The sequence below is a fragment of the uncultured Sneathiella sp. genome (assembly GCF_963973085.1).
Lineage (GTDB): Bacteria > Pseudomonadota > Alphaproteobacteria > Sneathiellales > Sneathiellaceae > Sneathiella.
Window position 1 is genome coordinate 57855 of the sequence record NZ_CAXAXA010000007.1, and the last position, 16526, is coordinate 74380.

21 protein-coding genes are annotated in these 16526 nt (G+C 52.0%); 14 read left to right on the forward strand and 7 right to left on the reverse strand.

Translation table 11 applies throughout. The features are described 5' to 3' along the window. Window positions 1-145 precede the first annotated feature (145 nt). Together AACZ19_RS15715 and AACZ19_RS15720 are read left to right on the forward strand one after the other, a co-directional pair. Entirely contained in the window at window positions 146-670 is a 525-nt protein-coding gene (locus AACZ19_RS15715) for a molybdopterin-dependent oxidoreductase (protein ID WP_339635433.1), read from the forward strand. A 27-nt stretch (window positions 671-697) separates the two neighbouring features. Continuing rightward, window positions 698-1342, forward strand: coding sequence for a histidine phosphatase family protein (locus AACZ19_RS15720; RefSeq protein WP_339635435.1), 645 nt, complete (start codon window positions 698-700; stop codon window positions 1340-1342). On the opposite strand, the gene cobT is transcribed toward AACZ19_RS15720, so the two are convergent. Further along, window positions 1339-2358, reverse strand: a complete 1020-nt coding sequence (cobT, locus tag AACZ19_RS15725; RefSeq protein WP_339635436.1) for a nicotinate-nucleotide--dimethylbenzimidazole phosphoribosyltransferase — start codon at window positions 2356-2358, stop codon at window positions 1339-1341. The genes AACZ19_RS15720 and cobT overlap by 4 nt on opposite strands. Window positions 2359-2572: 214 nt before the next feature. On the opposite strand from cobT, the gene AACZ19_RS15730 reads away from it, so the two are divergent. Together AACZ19_RS15730 and AACZ19_RS15735 are read left to right on the forward strand one after the other, a co-directional pair. Continuing rightward, window positions 2573-3106, forward strand: a complete 534-nt coding sequence (locus tag AACZ19_RS15730) for a peroxiredoxin-like family protein (RefSeq protein ID WP_339635437.1) — start codon at window positions 2573-2575, stop codon at window positions 3104-3106. A 168-nt stretch (window positions 3107-3274) separates the two neighbouring features. Continuing rightward, complete coding sequence (locus AACZ19_RS15735; protein ID WP_339635438.1) at window positions 3275-4465, forward strand: CoA transferase; 1191 nt, start codon at window positions 3275-3277, stop codon at window positions 4463-4465. Between the two features lie 10 nt (window positions 4466-4475). Here AACZ19_RS15735 and AACZ19_RS15740 read toward each other — a convergent pair whose 3' ends face one another. Next, a complete protein-coding gene (locus AACZ19_RS15740; protein ID WP_339635439.1) occupies window positions 4476-5195 on the reverse strand; it encodes a hypothetical protein in 720 nt (239 codons plus the stop codon). Between the two features lie 133 nt (window positions 5196-5328). Between AACZ19_RS15740 and AACZ19_RS15745 the strand changes: the two genes are divergently transcribed. Beyond that, complete coding sequence (locus AACZ19_RS15745) at window positions 5329-6585, forward strand: PQQ-dependent sugar dehydrogenase (RefSeq protein ID WP_339635440.1); 1257 nt, start codon at window positions 5329-5331, stop codon at window positions 6583-6585. Window positions 6586-6716: 131 nt separating this feature from the next. Beyond that, window positions 6717-7040: a GcrA family cell cycle regulator gene (locus AACZ19_RS15750; protein WP_339635441.1), complete on the forward strand. Its 324-nt coding sequence runs from the start codon at window positions 6717-6719 to the stop codon at window positions 7038-7040. A gap of 5 nt (window positions 7041-7045) precedes the next feature. Here AACZ19_RS15750 and AACZ19_RS15755 read toward each other — a convergent pair whose 3' ends face one another. Next, the gene (locus AACZ19_RS15755; RefSeq protein WP_339635442.1) at window positions 7046-7396 is read right to left on the reverse strand and encodes a DOPA 4,5-dioxygenase family protein; all 351 of its coding nucleotides are present in this window, start codon (window positions 7394-7396) and stop codon (window positions 7046-7048) included. Between the two features lie 127 nt (window positions 7397-7523). On the opposite strand from AACZ19_RS15755, the gene AACZ19_RS15760 reads away from it, so the two are divergent. The 6 genes from AACZ19_RS15760 (at window position 7524) to AACZ19_RS15785 (ending at window position 11087) form a co-directional block, all read left to right on the forward strand. Then, window positions 7524-8384, forward strand: a complete 861-nt coding sequence (locus AACZ19_RS15760; RefSeq protein ID WP_339635443.1) for a crotonase/enoyl-CoA hydratase family protein — start codon at window positions 7524-7526, stop codon at window positions 8382-8384. A gap of 111 nt (window positions 8385-8495) precedes the next feature. Next, entirely contained in the window at window positions 8496-9143 is a 648-nt protein-coding gene (locus AACZ19_RS15765) for a hypothetical protein (RefSeq protein WP_339635444.1), read from the forward strand. Between the two features lie 99 nt (window positions 9144-9242). Further along, window positions 9243-9530 (forward strand): YggT family protein, encoded by a 288-nt coding sequence (locus AACZ19_RS15770; protein ID WP_339635445.1) that lies wholly within the window; start codon window positions 9243-9245, stop codon window positions 9528-9530. A 2-nt stretch (window positions 9531-9532) separates the two neighbouring features. Beyond that, window positions 9533-9841 (forward strand): DUF167 family protein, encoded by a 309-nt coding sequence (locus tag AACZ19_RS15775; protein WP_339635446.1) that lies wholly within the window; start codon window positions 9533-9535, stop codon window positions 9839-9841. Between the two features lie 34 nt (window positions 9842-9875). Next, on the forward strand, window positions 9876-10760 hold the full coding sequence (gene folD, locus AACZ19_RS15780; protein ID WP_339635447.1) for a bifunctional methylenetetrahydrofolate dehydrogenase/methenyltetrahydrofolate cyclohydrolase FolD: 885 nt from the start codon (window positions 9876-9878) through the stop codon (window positions 10758-10760). 9 nt (window positions 10761-10769) lie between these two features. Then, a complete protein-coding gene (locus AACZ19_RS15785) occupies window positions 10770-11087 on the forward strand; it encodes a hypothetical protein (RefSeq protein ID WP_339635448.1) in 318 nt (105 codons plus the stop codon). Here the strand turns inward: AACZ19_RS15785 and AACZ19_RS15790 are convergent, their stop codons facing one another. Together AACZ19_RS15790 and AACZ19_RS15795 are read right to left on the reverse strand one after the other, a co-directional pair. Beyond that, window positions 11088-12296 (reverse strand): argininosuccinate synthase, encoded by a 1209-nt coding sequence (locus tag AACZ19_RS15790; protein WP_339635449.1) that lies wholly within the window; start codon window positions 12294-12296, stop codon window positions 11088-11090. Between the two features lie 99 nt (window positions 12297-12395). Beyond that, window positions 12396-12962, reverse strand: a complete 567-nt coding sequence (locus AACZ19_RS15795) for an XRE family transcriptional regulator (protein ID WP_339635450.1) — start codon at window positions 12960-12962, stop codon at window positions 12396-12398. 97 nt (window positions 12963-13059) lie between these two features. On the opposite strand from AACZ19_RS15795, the gene AACZ19_RS15800 reads away from it, so the two are divergent. Further along, window positions 13060-14232, forward strand: coding sequence for a benzoate/H(+) symporter BenE family transporter (locus tag AACZ19_RS15800; RefSeq protein ID WP_339635451.1), 1173 nt, complete (start codon window positions 13060-13062; stop codon window positions 14230-14232). Then, a complete protein-coding gene (locus AACZ19_RS15805) occupies window positions 14233-14703 on the forward strand; it encodes a GNAT family N-acetyltransferase (protein ID WP_339635452.1) in 471 nt (156 codons plus the stop codon). It abuts the gene before it with no gap. On the opposite strand, the gene rlmN is transcribed toward AACZ19_RS15805, so the two are convergent. Both rlmN and AACZ19_RS15815 read right to left on the reverse strand, forming a co-directional pair. Beyond that, the gene (gene rlmN, locus AACZ19_RS15810) at window positions 14698-15861 is read right to left on the reverse strand and encodes a 23S rRNA (adenine(2503)-C(2))-methyltransferase RlmN (protein WP_339635453.1); all 1164 of its coding nucleotides are present in this window, start codon (window positions 15859-15861) and stop codon (window positions 14698-14700) included. The two genes, AACZ19_RS15805 and rlmN, sit on opposite strands and share 6 nt — an antisense overlap. Before the next feature lie 47 nt (window positions 15862-15908). Beyond that, window positions 15909-16499, reverse strand: coding sequence for an invasion associated locus B family protein (locus AACZ19_RS15815; RefSeq protein WP_339635454.1), 591 nt, complete (start codon window positions 16497-16499; stop codon window positions 15909-15911). Between the last annotated feature and the right edge of the window lie 27 nt (window positions 16500-16526).

Sequence of the window (16526 nt, forward strand, 5' to 3'; positions counted from 1 at the left end):
CGTGAACTTCAGTATCGGCTACATATACGATTATTGCGAATGCCTCCATCATTATTGCCGTTGGCGATGGTGGAAGGCATATTTTTAACAGGGCTTAATCGACTGCTATGGGTGCTTGGCGGTTCAAAATTATTATGGGAGCGAGATGTTGGCAAAATCATATGCGATGAAAAGCGGGCGCACAATTTATCGGAATTTTCTGAGCGGGGTATTATTGTTCCTGCTCATTGTGGTTGGCGCATCTATTGCCAAGGCGGAGGAAGCCAAGCTGGCGATTACAGGTAATATCAAGTCTGAACATGGCGCAATTTATTTCAGCCCGGGCGATATGGCCGCCTCTACGCCGGTCGTAATTGCCACTACCAGTCCATGGACAACGGGGAAGACACGGTTTCGTGGCGTTTTTCTTCGTGATATTCTTGATAAGGTCGAGGCTGACGGAACTGTTTTGAAAGCAACGGCTAAGGACGGCTATTCAGTGGACATACCAATCTCCGATGCGACGGACTATGATGTGATTATTGCCTACAAGATGGACGGCGAATGGTTGGAAGACGATGTATATGCTCCTTTCTGGATAATTTATCCCTATGATACGGACGAGGAACTGGCTCAGGAGAAATATTACGGTCGGTCAATCTGGCAACTGACCAAATTAACGGTTGAGTAAAAACGAAAATCCCCGGCAAATCTTAGCATGATCCGTAGTTTTAGGACGCGGCAGTGGTGGCTTGTTCGCCATGCGCCTGTCGCTGCCTCCGGAAAAATATATGGGCATCTCGACTTGCCTGCTAATTTTTCAGATACGAACCGGGTTGCTGAGTTGGCGAGTGCTTTATCGCCTGACTGCTTTTTCATTTCCAGCGATCTCGCACGGTGCCGTGAAACGGCGCGTCTTATCCTTATGCGGCAAAATGCTCAGAATATATCGGTTCGGGAGTCTTATTCTCTCAGGGAGCAGAATTTTGGCCTTTGGGAAGGTAAAACCCATGAGGAAGTCGAGGGCACAGATCCCATATATTATGAGAAGTTCTGGCAAAACCCCTCAAAAAACCGTCCCGAGGGAGGAGAGAGCTTTTCCGACGTTGTCTCCAGGGTTCGTTCTGAAATCAATTCATTGCAGAACATGCCGGATGAGCGCGATATCGTCATGGTTACACATGCCGGTGTAATACGGGCAACTGTCGGGATTGCCCTTGGGATAGCGCCAGAAAATATGCTGGCACTCACGGTCGCACCGCTCTCGCTCACTCACCTCACGTCATTTTGGGATGGAGAGGAGACAAAATGGCAGGTTAATTTCCTGAATAACACTGGGTGTGCGCCGTGCGTGGGCGGTTAATCGCCGGTTTCTTCACTCACGCCCGCATCGGCGAAAGTTGCCATGCCATTGTGGGTGGCGACGGCGCCTTTGATCAACCCGAGCGCCAGAGCAGCGCCTGAACCCTCGCCCAATCGCATGCCGAGGGACAGCAATGGTTCCAACCCCATTTCCTGCAGAAGGCGACTATGACCGGGCTCCGCGGATACATGTGCCGCGATACAGTGGCTGAGGGCATCAGGATTGCTCCTGAATAGCACGGCGGCAGCGGCCCCTACGACAAACCCGTCCAGCAAAACCGGAATATGTCGCTGCCGTGCGGCAAGAATGGCGCCCGCCATAGCGGCGATCTCCCGCCCGCCGAGGCAACGTAATATGTGCAACGGATCATTTAGGCTGTCTTGATGACGGGCTATCCCTTGATCAATCACGGAAGCCTTCTTCTGTATCCCTTCACGGGTGACGCCGGTGCCAGGTCCGGCCCAATCGGCGCCGCTGCCGCCAAATAATGCGGCGGAAAGGGCCGCGGCGACTGTTGTATTGCCGATCCCCATTTCCCCAACGACCAGGATATCGGCATTTTCGTCAACTGCATTCCAGCCTACCGTTAAAGCGTCTGTCAGTTCCGTTTCGGTCATGGCTGGTGCTTTGGTAAAATCTGCGGTTGGATTATCAAGTTCCAGTGGAAACACGGAAAAGGCGGCATCAAATGCGTTAGCGAGCTGGTTTATCGCCGCCCCGCCATTATTGAAGTTTGCAACCATCTGGACTGTGACTTCGGGCGGGAAAGCCGAGACGCCCTGATCGCAGATGCCATGGTTTCCGGCAAAAATAACGACTTGCGGATGGTCATAGGTTGGAGGATGCTGACCCTGCCACCCGGACAGCCAACTCGCCAGGGTTTCGAGCCGGCCCAAGGATCCGGCGGGTTTCGTTAGAACCGCATCACGTCGAATGGCGGCATCAATGGCATTTTTGCTTGCTACTGTCAGGCTGCTTAGCTGATTTTGAAACTCAGTTATCGATAGTGAAGACATATATTTTACAACCTGATCTGCAGAATTTTCACTTGAATTTGCGCCATTCTAGGTGTGAGGCGCTTTATTGCAATCCATAAAGCGATATAAATATATTTTGATGCTGAAACCTGAAGTTCCTTGTTAATAGGGTGCAATAGAACTAGAATAATGGAATGATCGTTCTATTATAAATCAGGGCTGGAGACTTACCTCTGAGCTGAGAGGATTTTCGATGACACATACTAAACTGACAGCAGGACAGAAATTTCCGGAAACTACTGTACCTCTTGTGTCCGACAGCGAGCTTACCCTTGGCAAGTCGAAATCAAATACGGAACGATGGCAACTCGTCGTTGTCTATCGGGGAAAGCATTGCCCAATTTGCATGCGTTATCTGACTCAGCTTGAAGGCCTGAAAAATGAATTCGATGCGGCAGGTGTCGATGTGGTCGCGATTTCCGGGGACGGAATTGAGAAAGCGACCACAGTGGTCGATGATAACAACCTTACCTTCCCCGTCGGTTATGACCTCTCAATTGACCAGATGGAGTCGCTCGGTTTGTATATATCCGATCCGCGATCACCAAAGGAGACGGATCAACCCTTCCCGGAACCCGGCCTGTTTGTTCTTCGCCCAGAGGGCGTAATTCAGATCATTGACATATCCAATGCACCTTTTTCCCGGCCGGAACTTGGGGCAATTCTTCGGGGTATCCGGTTTATCCGGGAAAATGACTATCCAATTCGGGGAACGCACGCCGCCTAGTAATTTGCCGCTTTTCAGAGCTATAGGGTGACTAGATCAGCAAAGGTTTCCGTGATCTTCGGCCCTAAAGCCATTGCCAAAGACCTCTATTCAAGGCATTCTTCCGCTGAAAGCGGGATATAAATATTCCTGGAAAAAATAACAAGAATGATCAGGAGAGCATGAAAAATGTCGAATATCTTATCGGGAATCCGGGTGCTGGATTTTGGCCGTTATATTGCCGGGCCTTACTGTGCGACGGTATTATCTGATTTTGGGGCGGAAGTTATCCGTATCGAAAAACTCGACGGCAGCGAAGATCGCTATGTTACGCCTCTGACTGAAGAACAAACCGGGGACGGCGGTCTCTTCATGCAAATGGCGCAGAACAAGAAGGGTATGACCCTGAATCCGATGAAGCCAGAAGGACGTGAAATCGTCAAGCGACTGGTGAAGACCGCGGATGTCGTGGTCGCGAACCTGCCGATTGAAACGCTGGAGGCAATGGGACTTGATTATGAAAGTCTGAAGGCGGTCAAGGAGGATATCATTCTCGTACATGGGTCTGCGTTCGGCGATGTGGGACCTTATAAGAACCGCGTCGGATTTGATGGACTTGGGCAAGCAATGTCGGGTGTCATGTATATGTCCGGAAGTGAAGGCGAGCCACGAAAGCTTTATGGTCCCTATGTCGACTTCACCACTGCGTTGATGGGAGTTATCGGGACGATGGCGGCATTGCGTCACCGTGATATGACGGGCGAGGGGCAGGTTATCAATACGTCCCTGTTCGGTTCGTCCGTTCTGATTTCCAGTGTGACCCTCATGGAACAGGCGATGTTACAGCTTAACCGGGTCGGAACAGCGAACCGCGCGCAAGGCGCCGGACCGGGAGATACTTTCAAGACGAAGGATGGATGGGTCCTTGTGCAATCACTCGGCTGGCCGTTATTCGAGCGTTGGTGCAAGCTGATCGGGGAAGATCACTGGCTAAGCGATCCACGCTTCAAAACGGACCAGAGCCGAGGCGACCATAATGAAATCATTTCCGAACGGATGGCGAAATGGTGCGCCGAGCGGACGACGAAAGAGGCGATCGCGGCGATGGATGAAGTTCGGCTCCCTTGCGGTCCCGTGATGTCACCTCAGGAAGTGCTGGACGATCCGCATCTCGCGGCGATGGGACTTTTGAAGGAAGTCGAATATCCCGGTTTTGACAAGAAAATTCCCTTAACAGAACTGCCGATCAAGATGTCCAAAACCGATACCAAGATGAAGCGACGGGCTCCGACTCTTGGTGAACATACCGATGAGATTATGGAAAGCCTTGGTTATTCTGTGGAGGACCTGGCGGATCTGAAGTCCAAACGCGTGATCTAGGCTCATAATCCTAGCTGCCGTAGGCTGTCTGTTGCTGCGCCAAAGGGGGCAGCCAGTGATCCAGAAATCGGTCGAGCCAGTTCCGGACCTCGTCGTCGTATTTACGGCGACCTTCAAGCTGGACTTCGGCTGACTGTGCGCCGGGATCCGAAAGCATATGTGCCGCCTTCTTTGCCCAGCGATGGTTCATCGCTTCGGTGACTTCTGGGTGAAACTGAATGCCAAAGGCGTTTTTTCCGATCTGGCATGCCTGGTTCGGGAAGAACTCGCCGCTCGCGAGTAATGTTGCGCCCTGAGGCAGGTCAAATCCCTCCCGATGCCATTGGTAGGCCTGCATCGGCTGATTAAAAAGGGGGCTGCCATTTTCTGTTGGTGTAAGTTGGTAATAGCCGATTTCACGAAAGCCCTCTTCATGTTCCGCAACACGAGCGCCCAGGGCGCGGGCCATGATTTGCGCGCCGAGACAGATGCCGAGATAGGGCGTTTCGCTTTTCAGTATGACATCGACGAGTTTTGTTTCCTCGCGAATAAAGGCTTCATGGTCATCATTCGCGCTCATAGGGCCGCCAAAAATAACGGCTGCGTCATGTTCGTCCATTGTCTTTGGCAAGGGGTCGCCAATTGCCGGAATTCGCATGTCCAACTCGAACCCGCGCGTTCTGATGGCTTCACCGACACGACCGGGATCAGAGGTAGCCTGATGGAGGACAAGGAGGACTTTCTGTGGCATTCTCGGGGTGCTGGCTTCCTGAAATTAACGTTAAACTGGCCTGCCACCTAGTTTAACTTTCCTTTGGAATGTGACAAGACCATATCCAGATAATATGGGAAAATAGTTGGTAAACTATTACCAAAGAGGTGAAATGATACATATAGCTGCGAACACAAGAAATCTGTCGACCATTATAATCATGTTTTTGGCTCTAACGCCATTTGCTGTCGTTCATGCGGAGGACAGCAACGAAGTTGGCGCGATGATCACTATCCGGGCCGATGACCTTCCCAAACCATATGAAACACCGGTGGAGGCTTTGAGCCCTCGTCGGGTCAGCAGCAATAAAGAAGGCGAATTGAATGTTCCAGCGGGCTTCAAGGTCAATGCATTTCGCAAAGACCTGACGCACGCGAGATGGCTATACAGTCTTGAGAACGGCGATGTTCTGCTGGCGGAGCCGCGAGGAGGTAAGATAACGCTTTTGCGCGATGCAGATGGGGACGGGGATGCGGAAATGGCGAGCGTCCTTGTCAAGGATCTTGACACGCCTCATGGCATGGCGATTGTTGGTGAGTGGCTTTATATCGGTGAGGAAACGCAGCTGCGACGGGTTCCTTTCAAGGTAGGTGACCTGGAAGTGAGCGGACCAATTGAAGAGGTCACTGAGCCGGGATCTCTTGGCAACGGCGGCGGGCATTGGACCCGTATTCTTCTTTATGACGAGAAGGACAATGCTTTGTATATCGCTGTCGGCAGCGCCTCAAATGTCGGGATTGAACCGCTGCCACGAGCGAGTATCCAGAAATACTACCTCGATGACAACAGAATGGAGACCGTGGCGACAGGACTTCGAAATCCTGTGGGCATGGATTTTAACCCGCAAACCGGCGCGCTTTATACTGTCGTGAATGAACGGGATGGTTATGGTGACGGCTTGGTGCCGGACTATCTGACAGAGGTTAAGCAAGGCGGTTTTTACGGGTGGCCTTATGCCTATACAGGAACATTCCCTGATCCTGACTACGCGGAAGAAGCCCCGGAAATGGTGGAGAAATCTATCCTGCCGGATGTTTTGTTCCAGTCACATTCGGCGCCTCTTGGTCTTGCCTTTTATCGCGGAGGGTCATTCCCGGATGAGTATGTGAATGATGCTTTCGTCGCTTTTCAGGGCTCATGGAACGCTTCCAAACCCACAGGCTATAAAATTGTCCGGGTCCCGTTCGAGGATGGACGCCCGACCGGTTCTTATCAGAATTTCGCGACCGGCTTTCGCATTGAAGCAGAAGAGCCAGGTGCTGCAAAAGTATGGGGGCGCCCCGTCGGACTTGCCGTTGCGGCGGATGGTTCGCTGCTTATTGCCGATGCGGTCAGCCAAACGGTTTGGCGCATCTCCTACGCTGAATAGAGATGGTTGACGGATATCTGTAGACTCTGCCGCCGCCGAAGGATATATCAAGGTCTTTGGCGGCGGACGGGATTTGGCGTATCCTGCGGCCAGCTGATTGACATGAGGCAACCGCAACAAGAGATCTGGGTATGAGTTGGACTGACGAACGTATTGAAAAGCTGAAAAAGCTCTGGGGCTCCGGAAAAACGGCTGCGGAAATTGCCGAGGCACTCGGGGATGTTACCCGCAATGCTGTCATCGGTAAGGCTAATCGCCTTGGGCTTTCATCAAAATCAACGCCTGCCGTCGCCAAGCCGAAAAAGAAGGTTATTCCGGCGCACCGGGCTTGCCAATGGCCGATCGGTCATCCGGGGGAAGACAACTTTCATTTCTGCGGCGATGAAGCCGTTCCCAGTAAGCCTTATTGCCTCAAGCATTGCAACATGGCTTATCAGAACAAGGACAACAGCTAACGCGGTTACGTCTGCTCGAACATTCCAAGATTGAGCTTTAGCTTTTCACCAAGCCATAATGCATTGTCCCGATGATCAGCAAGATCATCGCCGGTTTCCGGATGAACCAATATATCCAATCCCTGGCGATTTAGCATCAGCCAGGGAACGATTTCAGAAAAATCCTCAGTCGAAAACACCACCTGATACATGGAAATAGGGTGCGGCCCGACGGGCTTGTCATGCCAGCGGCCCAGATTTACGTCGAACAGTTCATCCAGCTGATCGCGAACCAATGCAGCGTCATCCTTGTTTTCCGGGCGATAATAGACATGGGCATGATAGCCTCTGATGGCTTGTTTCGCATTGTTGGACATTTGATGTTTCCTCTAAGAATTCGCTGGCCTTGCCGGACCGTTCCTTGCTAGCATAAATCCATTAAATCATCTTGTCATGACAAGACAGCGCCAACCAAATAATAATCAAAAATCCGGAGGTAATCCCGTGTCCTATGAACATATCCTGTATGATGTTGAAGACCAGATTCTGACAATCACCCTCAACCGTCCTGAAAATCTGAATGCCTTTACGGCAACAATGCGTGACGAGCTTATAGATGCGTTTGACAAGGCTGATGAGGACGATGATGTCCGGGCCATCGTCGTGACAGGGGCAGGGCGGGCGTTTTGCGCCGGCGCGGACCTTGGGGCCGGTAAGGATACCTTTAACTATAAGGCGCGCGGTGTTCAAAAAGAAGGGGAGGTTCATCGTGACGGCGGCGGGCGTGTAACCTTGCGGATGTTTCAGTCAAAAAAGCCGATCATAGGTGCAATCAATGGTCCGGCTGTTGGAATTGGCGCGACGATGACATTGCCGATGGATATCCGCCTTGCTTCAGACAAGGCGCGGATCGGCTTTGTTTTTTCCCGCCGGGGAATTGTGATGGAAGCGTGCAGTAGCTGGTTTCTCCCACGACTGGTCGGGATATCCCAGGCGGCCGAATGGGTTTATTCAGGACGTATATTCCCGGCCGAGGAGGCAAAGGAAGGCGGACTGGTCAAAGCCGTATATCCTCACGAAGCATTAATTGAAGCGGCCCGCAATCTTGCAAGAGAACTCATTGCAGACTCCGCACCAGTTTCCGTAGCGCTGTGTCGGCAAATGATGTGGCGGATGCTGGGTGCGGACCATCCGATGGAAGCTCATAAGGTAGATAGTCGCGGCATTTCCATGATGGGCCAGAGCCCGGATGTAGCCGAGGGCGTTACTTCCTTCCTTGAAAAACGTCCTGCGAAATTCTCCATGCGCCCGTCAACCGACATGCCGGAGTTCTACCCCTGGTGGGACGAACCGGAGTTCGAATAGCCGGACATGCTCAGGAAATGCACTTTTAAAGTGTAATTAATATTGAATAAAAACAACTAAAGATTATATTCGGTTCTTGTGCTTCAACCTGCAGGAACCGGAGAAATCTTCATGAATGTAAAATCCCTGTTTATCAACGGTGGCGTCATTGTTGTCGTTATTGCGGCAATCGTCGCTGGCGTGTACACAGCTGAGAAACATGTTAATTCCACGGCCAAGGACGCGATTGTAACTGTGGGCAGCTATGCCACTGGCGAAAAAGTAACCCTTGATGCTTTTGACGTGAATATTCTCACTGGTCGGGGCAGCATTGCAGGATTAACAGTCCCGAACTCGAACATTGGCAGTTCAAAGACAAGCTTTGTCGTTGATGAAGCCGAGATCCAGATTACCCCCTGGAATATTTTATGGGGCCCGCTCCATATCAGGTCGATTGAAATTACAAACCCGGCCATCGATCTGGAAACCAGTGCCACCAGTTCCAATCTCGCGATCATTCTTGCGGCTGCGGCGGCCTATGCCGTGACGGCCGATAGTTCCGGCAGCAAGAGCGGCAAACTTCGCGTCGATAGCTTGACGATAACAGGTGGTAAACTGTCGGGGAAAGTTTATCCCATTTCAACAAAATTTTCCACGACGCTGCCAGATATAAAGATGAGTGATATGGGCGGCAGCGATGGCATGACACAGGCAGATTTTGTTAAAGCCGTTTTGACAAAGGTTGTCAATCAGGCGACGACTGCTGCGTTGAAATACTGACGATAATTTCTGCTTTTCAGTCTCATCGCCCGTAGAATGGTTGCCTTTTGCGGGCGTACAGCCTAAATGTAGGTTGGGTTAAATCGAGCAGGTATATACATGACATCCTTACTCCTTCTGATCAGTGCGATTATCAATATTTTTATCTGGCTGTTGATTGCAAATGCGATCCTGAGCTGGTTGGTCGCCTTCAATGTGGTCAATACGAATAATCAGTTTGTGTCAACAGTAGGTAATTTCCTTTATCGGATTACGGAACCGCCTTTGAGACCTATCAGGCGGATAGTTCCGACGATGGGCGGACTGGATGTGTCACCGATTATTCTAATCTTATTGTTGATTTTCCTGCGGAATTTGCTGTTTGAGTATGCCCCGCAAATGATGTGACCATGCCATTGAGGCGGAGAGATGATGGCCTCCTGCTTGATATCAGACTGACCCCCAACGCGGCACATAATCAAATTGAGGGAATTTTTGTTGATGGTGACGGACGGTCGCGCCTGAAGGTGAAAGTTACCGCAATTCCGGAAAACGGAAAAGCTAACGACGCTCTGGTCAAACTAATGTCGAAATCAACAAAGCGTGGTAAGGGTACTTTCGAAATTATCTCGGGAAAGCTGGATCGCAACAAGTCTTTGCTCATCAAGGGCGATCCTGCTGTGATTGAAACCGAGATGAGAAAATGGCTTGATAAGTAATTGACCAAAAGGCCGAAGGTGAGGGGATTCAGGAATGACAGCAACAGTAATTGACGGTAAGGCCTTCTCTGCCCAAGTGCGGGAAAAGGCAGGAAAACAGGTGGAAATCCTGAAAAGTCAGTATGGACTGACGCCCGGCCTTGCGGTTGTACTGGTTGGAGAGGATCCGGCAAGCCAGGTCTACGTCCGTAATAAGGGCAAGGCGACACTGGAGGCTGGGATGAAGTCCGAGGAGATCCGTCTGGAAGTCACAGCCACCGAGGCGGAGGTTCTTGATGTTGTCAATCGCCTTAACGAGGATCAGACAATCCACGGTATTCTTGTGCAACTCCCGCTCCCTGATCAGGTCAATGAGATGGCCATACTTGATGCAATTGACCCGATGAAAGATGTGGATGGTTTTCACGTGATCAACACGGGCCGTCAGGCAGTCGGGCTGCCTGCGATGGTGCCTTGCACGCCGCTTGGCTGCATAATAATGCTAAAGGATACGCTTGGTGAACTTTCCGGTCTGAATGCCGTTGTCGTCGGACGGTCGAATATTGTTGGTAAGCCGATGGCGAGCCTGTTGCTGGCGGAAAGCTGCACAGTGACGATCGCCCATTCCCGCACCAAGGACTTACCTGCTGTTTGCCGACAGGCGGATATTCTGGTGGCAGCTGTCGGTCGTCCCGAAATGATAAGAGGGGACTGGATCAAGCCGGGAGCAACAGTCATTGACGTCGGCATTAACCGGATACCCAAGGAAGACGGTAAAACACGTCTTGTCGGGGATGTCTGTTATGAGGAAGCGATAGAAGTCGCAGGGGCCATTACGCCGGTCCCGGGGGGCGTCGGTCCGATGACCATTGCCTGCCTGCTTGCCAACACGGTGACCGCAGCCTGCCGTCAGGCAGGCGTTGAGGAACCAGAGGTCTAGAGCGCCGCATTGAGATTTACCCGTCAGACAATCGAAAAATTTTCAAAGTTTGTCGCCATTGGCGCACTGGTGGGTATCGTCTTCAGCGTCATATTCATTGTCTTGCCTGCGGCAGCATTGTTGTTTCTTTTGAACACGCTTGATGTCGGCTGGAACCTGCAATGGGTGCCTTCGGCGCCGGTTCTGATGACGCTTGGGGCAGTCGGCGGCGGGCTGTTTTCTGCCGCCCTGTTTATCAAGGACCGCTACATCCCATATGTGGAGGAAGTTCCTGATTTTGAGGCAGATGCCGAGGAGCCGGGAACCGACCCCTACGACAAGAAATGATCAGGATTTTTGCCTGTGCAGAAGCCGCAGGCGAAGCGCATTCAGCTTGATAAAGCCTTCCGCGTCCCGCTGGTCGTAGACCGTGTCTTCTTCGAAGGTCACATGCTCCATGGAATACAGCGAATAGGGGCTCTTCCGTCCGACGACACTCACCCTGCCTTTATAAAGCTTTAGGCGCACGGTTCCGGTCACCTTTTCCTGACTCTTGTCTATCAGGGCCTGAAGCATTTCACGTTCCGGCGAGAACCACAGACCATTATAGATCAGCTCGGCATAGCGTGGCATGATATCGTCCTTCAAATGCATGGCACCGCGATCAAGCGTAATCTGCTCAATTCCCCGATGCGCTTCCAGCATGATGGTGCCGCCCGGTGTCTCATAAATGCCGCGGGACTTCATGCCGACGAAACGACCCTCCACCAGATCGAGGCGGCCAATGCCATTATCACCGGCATATTTGTTAAGCGCCGTCAGTAATTCCGCCGGGGACATTTTCTCGCCGTTAATGGCGACGGGATCGCCTTTTTCGTAGTCAATTTCGATATAGGTCGGTGTATTAGGGGCATCTTCCGGTGCGACGGTCCGTGAATAGACATATTCACCGGCCTCTTCCCACGGATCTTCCAATGCCTTTCCTTCTGCCGAGATATGAAGCAGGTTGGCATCGACAGAGAAGGGAGCTTCGCCGCGCTTGTCTTTGGGAATCGGAATCTGGTTCTTCTCCGCAAACTCAATCAGCTTGGTCCGGGAGTTGAGGTCCCATTCCCGCCAAGGGGCAATCACCTTGATATCCGGATCCAATGCGTAATAGCCGAGCTCAAACCGAACCTGGTCATTTCCTTTGCCCGTGGCACCATGAGCGACCGCATCGGCTCCGACTTCCTTCGCAATCTCGATCTGCCGCTTGGAGATCAGCGGGCGGGCAATGGATGTTCCGAGGAGATACTGCCCCTCATAGACGGCATTGGCCCTGAACATGGGAAACACGAAATCGCGGACAAACTCTTCCCGCAGGTCATCGATATAGATTTCCTTGATGCCGAGCATTTCCGCTTTGGCGCGTGCCGGTTCGAGTTCTTCTCCCTGTCCCAGGTCGGCGGTAAAGGTGACCACTTCGCAATTATAGGTCGTCTGAAGCCATTTCAGGATGACGGAGGTATCGAGACCGCCGGAATAGGCGAGAACGACTTTCTTGATTTCTTGGGACATGACAGGGAACCTCGGTAGGGAATCTGTTATTTGGTCAAATTTTCAGCGCGCAAACTAGGGGAAAAGCAGCGGCTTCGCAAGGGGAGTTTCCTGCGACATTCAGGCACGCCGCGGATAATGGATCACCGAAAGCGTAACCGCCTTGACCCGACTGCGATTCCGGTATCCATGCGGTCTGTCTGCGCAAAAGCGGATTGACTGTCCTGCCTTCAAGGGCCGCCAGAAATCTTCTGTAAAAATTTCCATTCGCCCGGACATGACCGTAATGTACTCAACCACACCCGCCTCGTGCGGTTCTGACAGCCGCTCGTAGCCGGGAAGAAAAGTCAGCTCCATATATTCGAAGCCGAAGCGGGCTTCGAACGGGAAAAGCGGGGCGACGGCCATCCCGCTGTCGCCCGGATGCTGACGCATTTCATTTGCGTCCCTGACAAGCGTCTGTGCGGCGACTTCAGGGAGGGGTTCCATCAGGGACGAAACAGACACCTGAAATCCCGTCGCCAGCTTCCAGAGTATAGCGGTGGTCGGGCTTGATTCGCCGCGCTCGATCTGACCGAGCATGGCCTTGCTGACTCCCGTCTTGGCAGCAACAGCATCCAGACTCCAGCTACGCTCCTTGCGTAATGTTTTCAGGGTATTGGAAAGATGGTCCTTCATGTTCTGCATATATGATCCGATTTCGCTTGAGCGCTATAGCGCACATCTGCTAATTATAACATGATTGTGCGTTATAACGTATTTCAATGTAAGAGACATAGATCAAATGCTGCGTTTTTTCTCTCCAAGTTACATTTCCACCGGCTTTGTCGCTGTGTTGGTCGGTTATGCCGGAGCCGGAGCCATTGTTTTTCAGGCAGCAAATGCTGCGGGCGCTACGCCGGAACAGATCAGTTCCTGGCTTTGGGCCGTCGGAATTGGGATGGGGATAAGCAGTATTGGCCTCACCCTCTTTTATCGCCAGCCGATCCTGATTGCCTGGTCAACGCCCGGGGCGGCCCTTCTCGCGACCAGCCTTCCAGGAGTTCCGATGGGGGATGCAATTGGCGCCTTTATCTTTAGCTCAGTGCTTCTTACTCTTTGCGGCGTGACCGGGCTTTTTGAGAAAATCATGGCATTCGTGCCCCAATCGCTCGCATCGGCCTTGCTGGCGGCAGTCCTCTTGCGTTTTGGCTTGGATGCCTTTGTCGCACTGGAAGCAGATGTGTTGATGGTCGGTGCCATGGTGGTTGCTTTCCTTGCCGCCAAGCAGTTTATGCCCCGTTACGTTATACCGCTCACCCTGCTGACGGGTGTTGTCATTGCTTTTGCTGGCGGCCAGATTTCATCAATTGAGGCAGATTTCACCCTCACCCGGCCTATTTTCGTAATGCCGAGCTTTGACATTCCCACATTGATTGGTGTCGGCATCCCGCTTTTTATCGTGACCATGGCTTCTCAGAATGTGCCGGGAATTGCCGCGTTGCGTGCCCATGGTTATATGGCGCCCGCATCCCCACTGATCGGATGGTCCGGTTTCACAGGAATTTTACTGGCACCATTTGGCGGGTTTGCCTTTAACCTCGCCGCGATTACCGCCGCCCTATGTATGAGCCCGGATGTCCACCCGAACCCTGCAAAACGCTATCCGGCGGTTTTATGGGCGTCATTTTTTTATATCATGGCCGGGCTCTTCGGAGCCGCGATTGCGGCGCTGTTTATTGCCTTTCCCGCTCCGCTCGTCATGGCGATAGCCGGGCTTGCCCTGTTATCGACCATTGCCAACAGTCTGGAAAGCGCCCTTAAGGATGAGTCGGAACGAGATGCCGCCATCCTGACTTTCGCCGTCACGGCATCGGGGATGACACTTCTATCCGTTGGTGCCCCTTTTTGGGGGCTAGTCATCGGAATGTGTGCGTATCTTTTCAAGAAACACTTAACCTCCTCCCGGAATAGTTAGATGATTGATATCGTCATTGCGGATGAGGAGTTTGACGATTGGCAGGCGCTGCTTGACCTGCTGTACGCCGCATTTGCCTATATGGATGCGCGTATTGATCCGCCGTCCTCTCTTCAGCTTTTAAATACGGAGACGATCATTGACAAGGCGAGAGAAGAGACCCTTCTTCTCGCTTGGCAAGGGAGCCGGTTGGTCGGTTGTTGCTTTCTCAAAGATCTGGGTGAAAAAATCTATCTTGGCAAGCTCGCTATTGATCCTCAAACGCAGAAATCCGGAGTTGGGGGGCTGCTCGTCGGGTTTGCCAAAACAATCGCCAAATCCCGGAATAAGAAGATAATCGAGCTTCAATCCCGTATCGAATTGACAGAGGTGCATGATTTTTTTCGCCATCACGGTTTCCGTCAAACCGGCACCACCGCCCACAAGGGCTACGATCGTCCAACAAGCATCACAATGCAGTTTGAGTTATAAAGCTGATGTTGCTTCATTTTCTTTAAGCTGGGCTGCAGAAACTTTCTTGCTTTCGGATTTAAGCTGACCGCAGGCGGCCATGATATCGCGGCCGCGCGGCACACGAATAGGGGAGGAGTAGCCCGCATCATTAACGATCTTCGCAAAGCGATGCATTGCATTATTGCTGGAGCATTGATACGGCGTACCGGGCCAGGGGTTGAACGGAATCAGGTTGACCTTGGCCGGAATATCCTTCAACAGCCGCACAAGTTCACGTGCATCTGCCGGGCTGTCATTGATACCGTCAAGCATGACATACTCAAAAGTGATCCGGCGCGCATTGTTGCTTCCCGGATATTCCTTGCAAGCCTTAAGGAGCTCCTTGATCGGATAGCGCTTGTTAATCGGCACCAAAATGTCGCGCACATCATTTGTCACGGCATGAAGCGATATTGCGAGATTGACACCGAGTTCCTCGCCACATTGATGAATCTTGGGAACGACCCCGGAGGTTGAGAGGGTGATCCGTCGCTTGGAAAGTGAAATTCCTTCACCGTCCATAATGATCTTGAGCGCCTTCGCCACATTATCGTAATTGAGGAGTGGCTCCCCCATACCCATCATGACGATATTAGAGATCATCCGCTCGCCCTTCGGGCTCGGCCATTCGTTAATGGTGTCGCGGGCAACCAGCATCTGGGCAATAATCTCGCCCGCCGTCAGATTGCGTACCAGTTTCATCGTGCCGGTATGGCAGAAACTGCATGTCAGGGTGCAGCCAACCTGGCTTGATACGCAGAGGGCGCCACGGTCCTCTTCAGGGATATGGACCGACTCCACTTCCTGGCCATCGGGAAATTTTACCAGCCATTTTCGGGTACCGTCGGAGGATTCCTGTAAAGACGTGATTTCTGGCCGCTCCGCAGTAAATTTTTCAGGGAGCCAGCCACGCATCTCTTTTGAGATGGATGTCATATCTTCAAAATTGCTGGCGCCGCGGTAATACAGCCAGTGAAAAAGCTGCCGCGCACGCATTTTCGCGGCTTTCTCGTTAACGCCTTCCGTCACAAGCGCCGCAGCCATCTCGCTCCGGTCAAGTCCGATCAGGCTCTTGCGGATGGCGAGTAGTTCAGAGTGCCGATCAACGGCATCTACATCTGGAATCAAATGGGCCATAACGTCCAAACTTACATAAAAAGCGGCTTATACTCTTGTCGGGCCGGTCAAGTACAGCTTTTTCTAATTTGCTGGTAGGCGGCGGTAAACCCCTGGAGGGAATAGGTGTCCACTGTAAGCGTGTTCCGGCTGGAAGTTCCCTTGACAATCATTTTCGATCCGCCGCGCATGGCTTTGATCAGTTTTTCGTCACTACCACCCTCTGGAACCCAGGCAACCTCATTATTTGTCGCTAGGACAAACTTGTTATTGCCGATCAAGGCATCCACCGTTGACTTATCTTTATATGGATAGCCGGCCACGTGACTGACTTCTTCCGTGGATTTGGATTTCGGGCGGTATGTGACCATAACGTATATATCGCCGCGATTGACCCCTTGCGGGGTGGATTTCAGAGGCCGCGACAGCATATAGCAGACCTTATTCCCGTTTTCGGTCCAACTATAAGCAAGCCAGTCCGTGAAAGTACCGAGTGCCCGGGGATCCGCTTGCTGTGCACTCGCCCCTCCGGTCAAGAAAAAAAGGCTGAGAGCGGCTAAAAATATTGTGGTTGTTAATCTGCGCATGAGAATAGGATACCGACCAGAAACCATTTTTTCCAGAGTTGAGGTCTTCAAATTTTCTTTATACTGGATCATCAACAAACCCTGCCTTGCTTTTTTTTT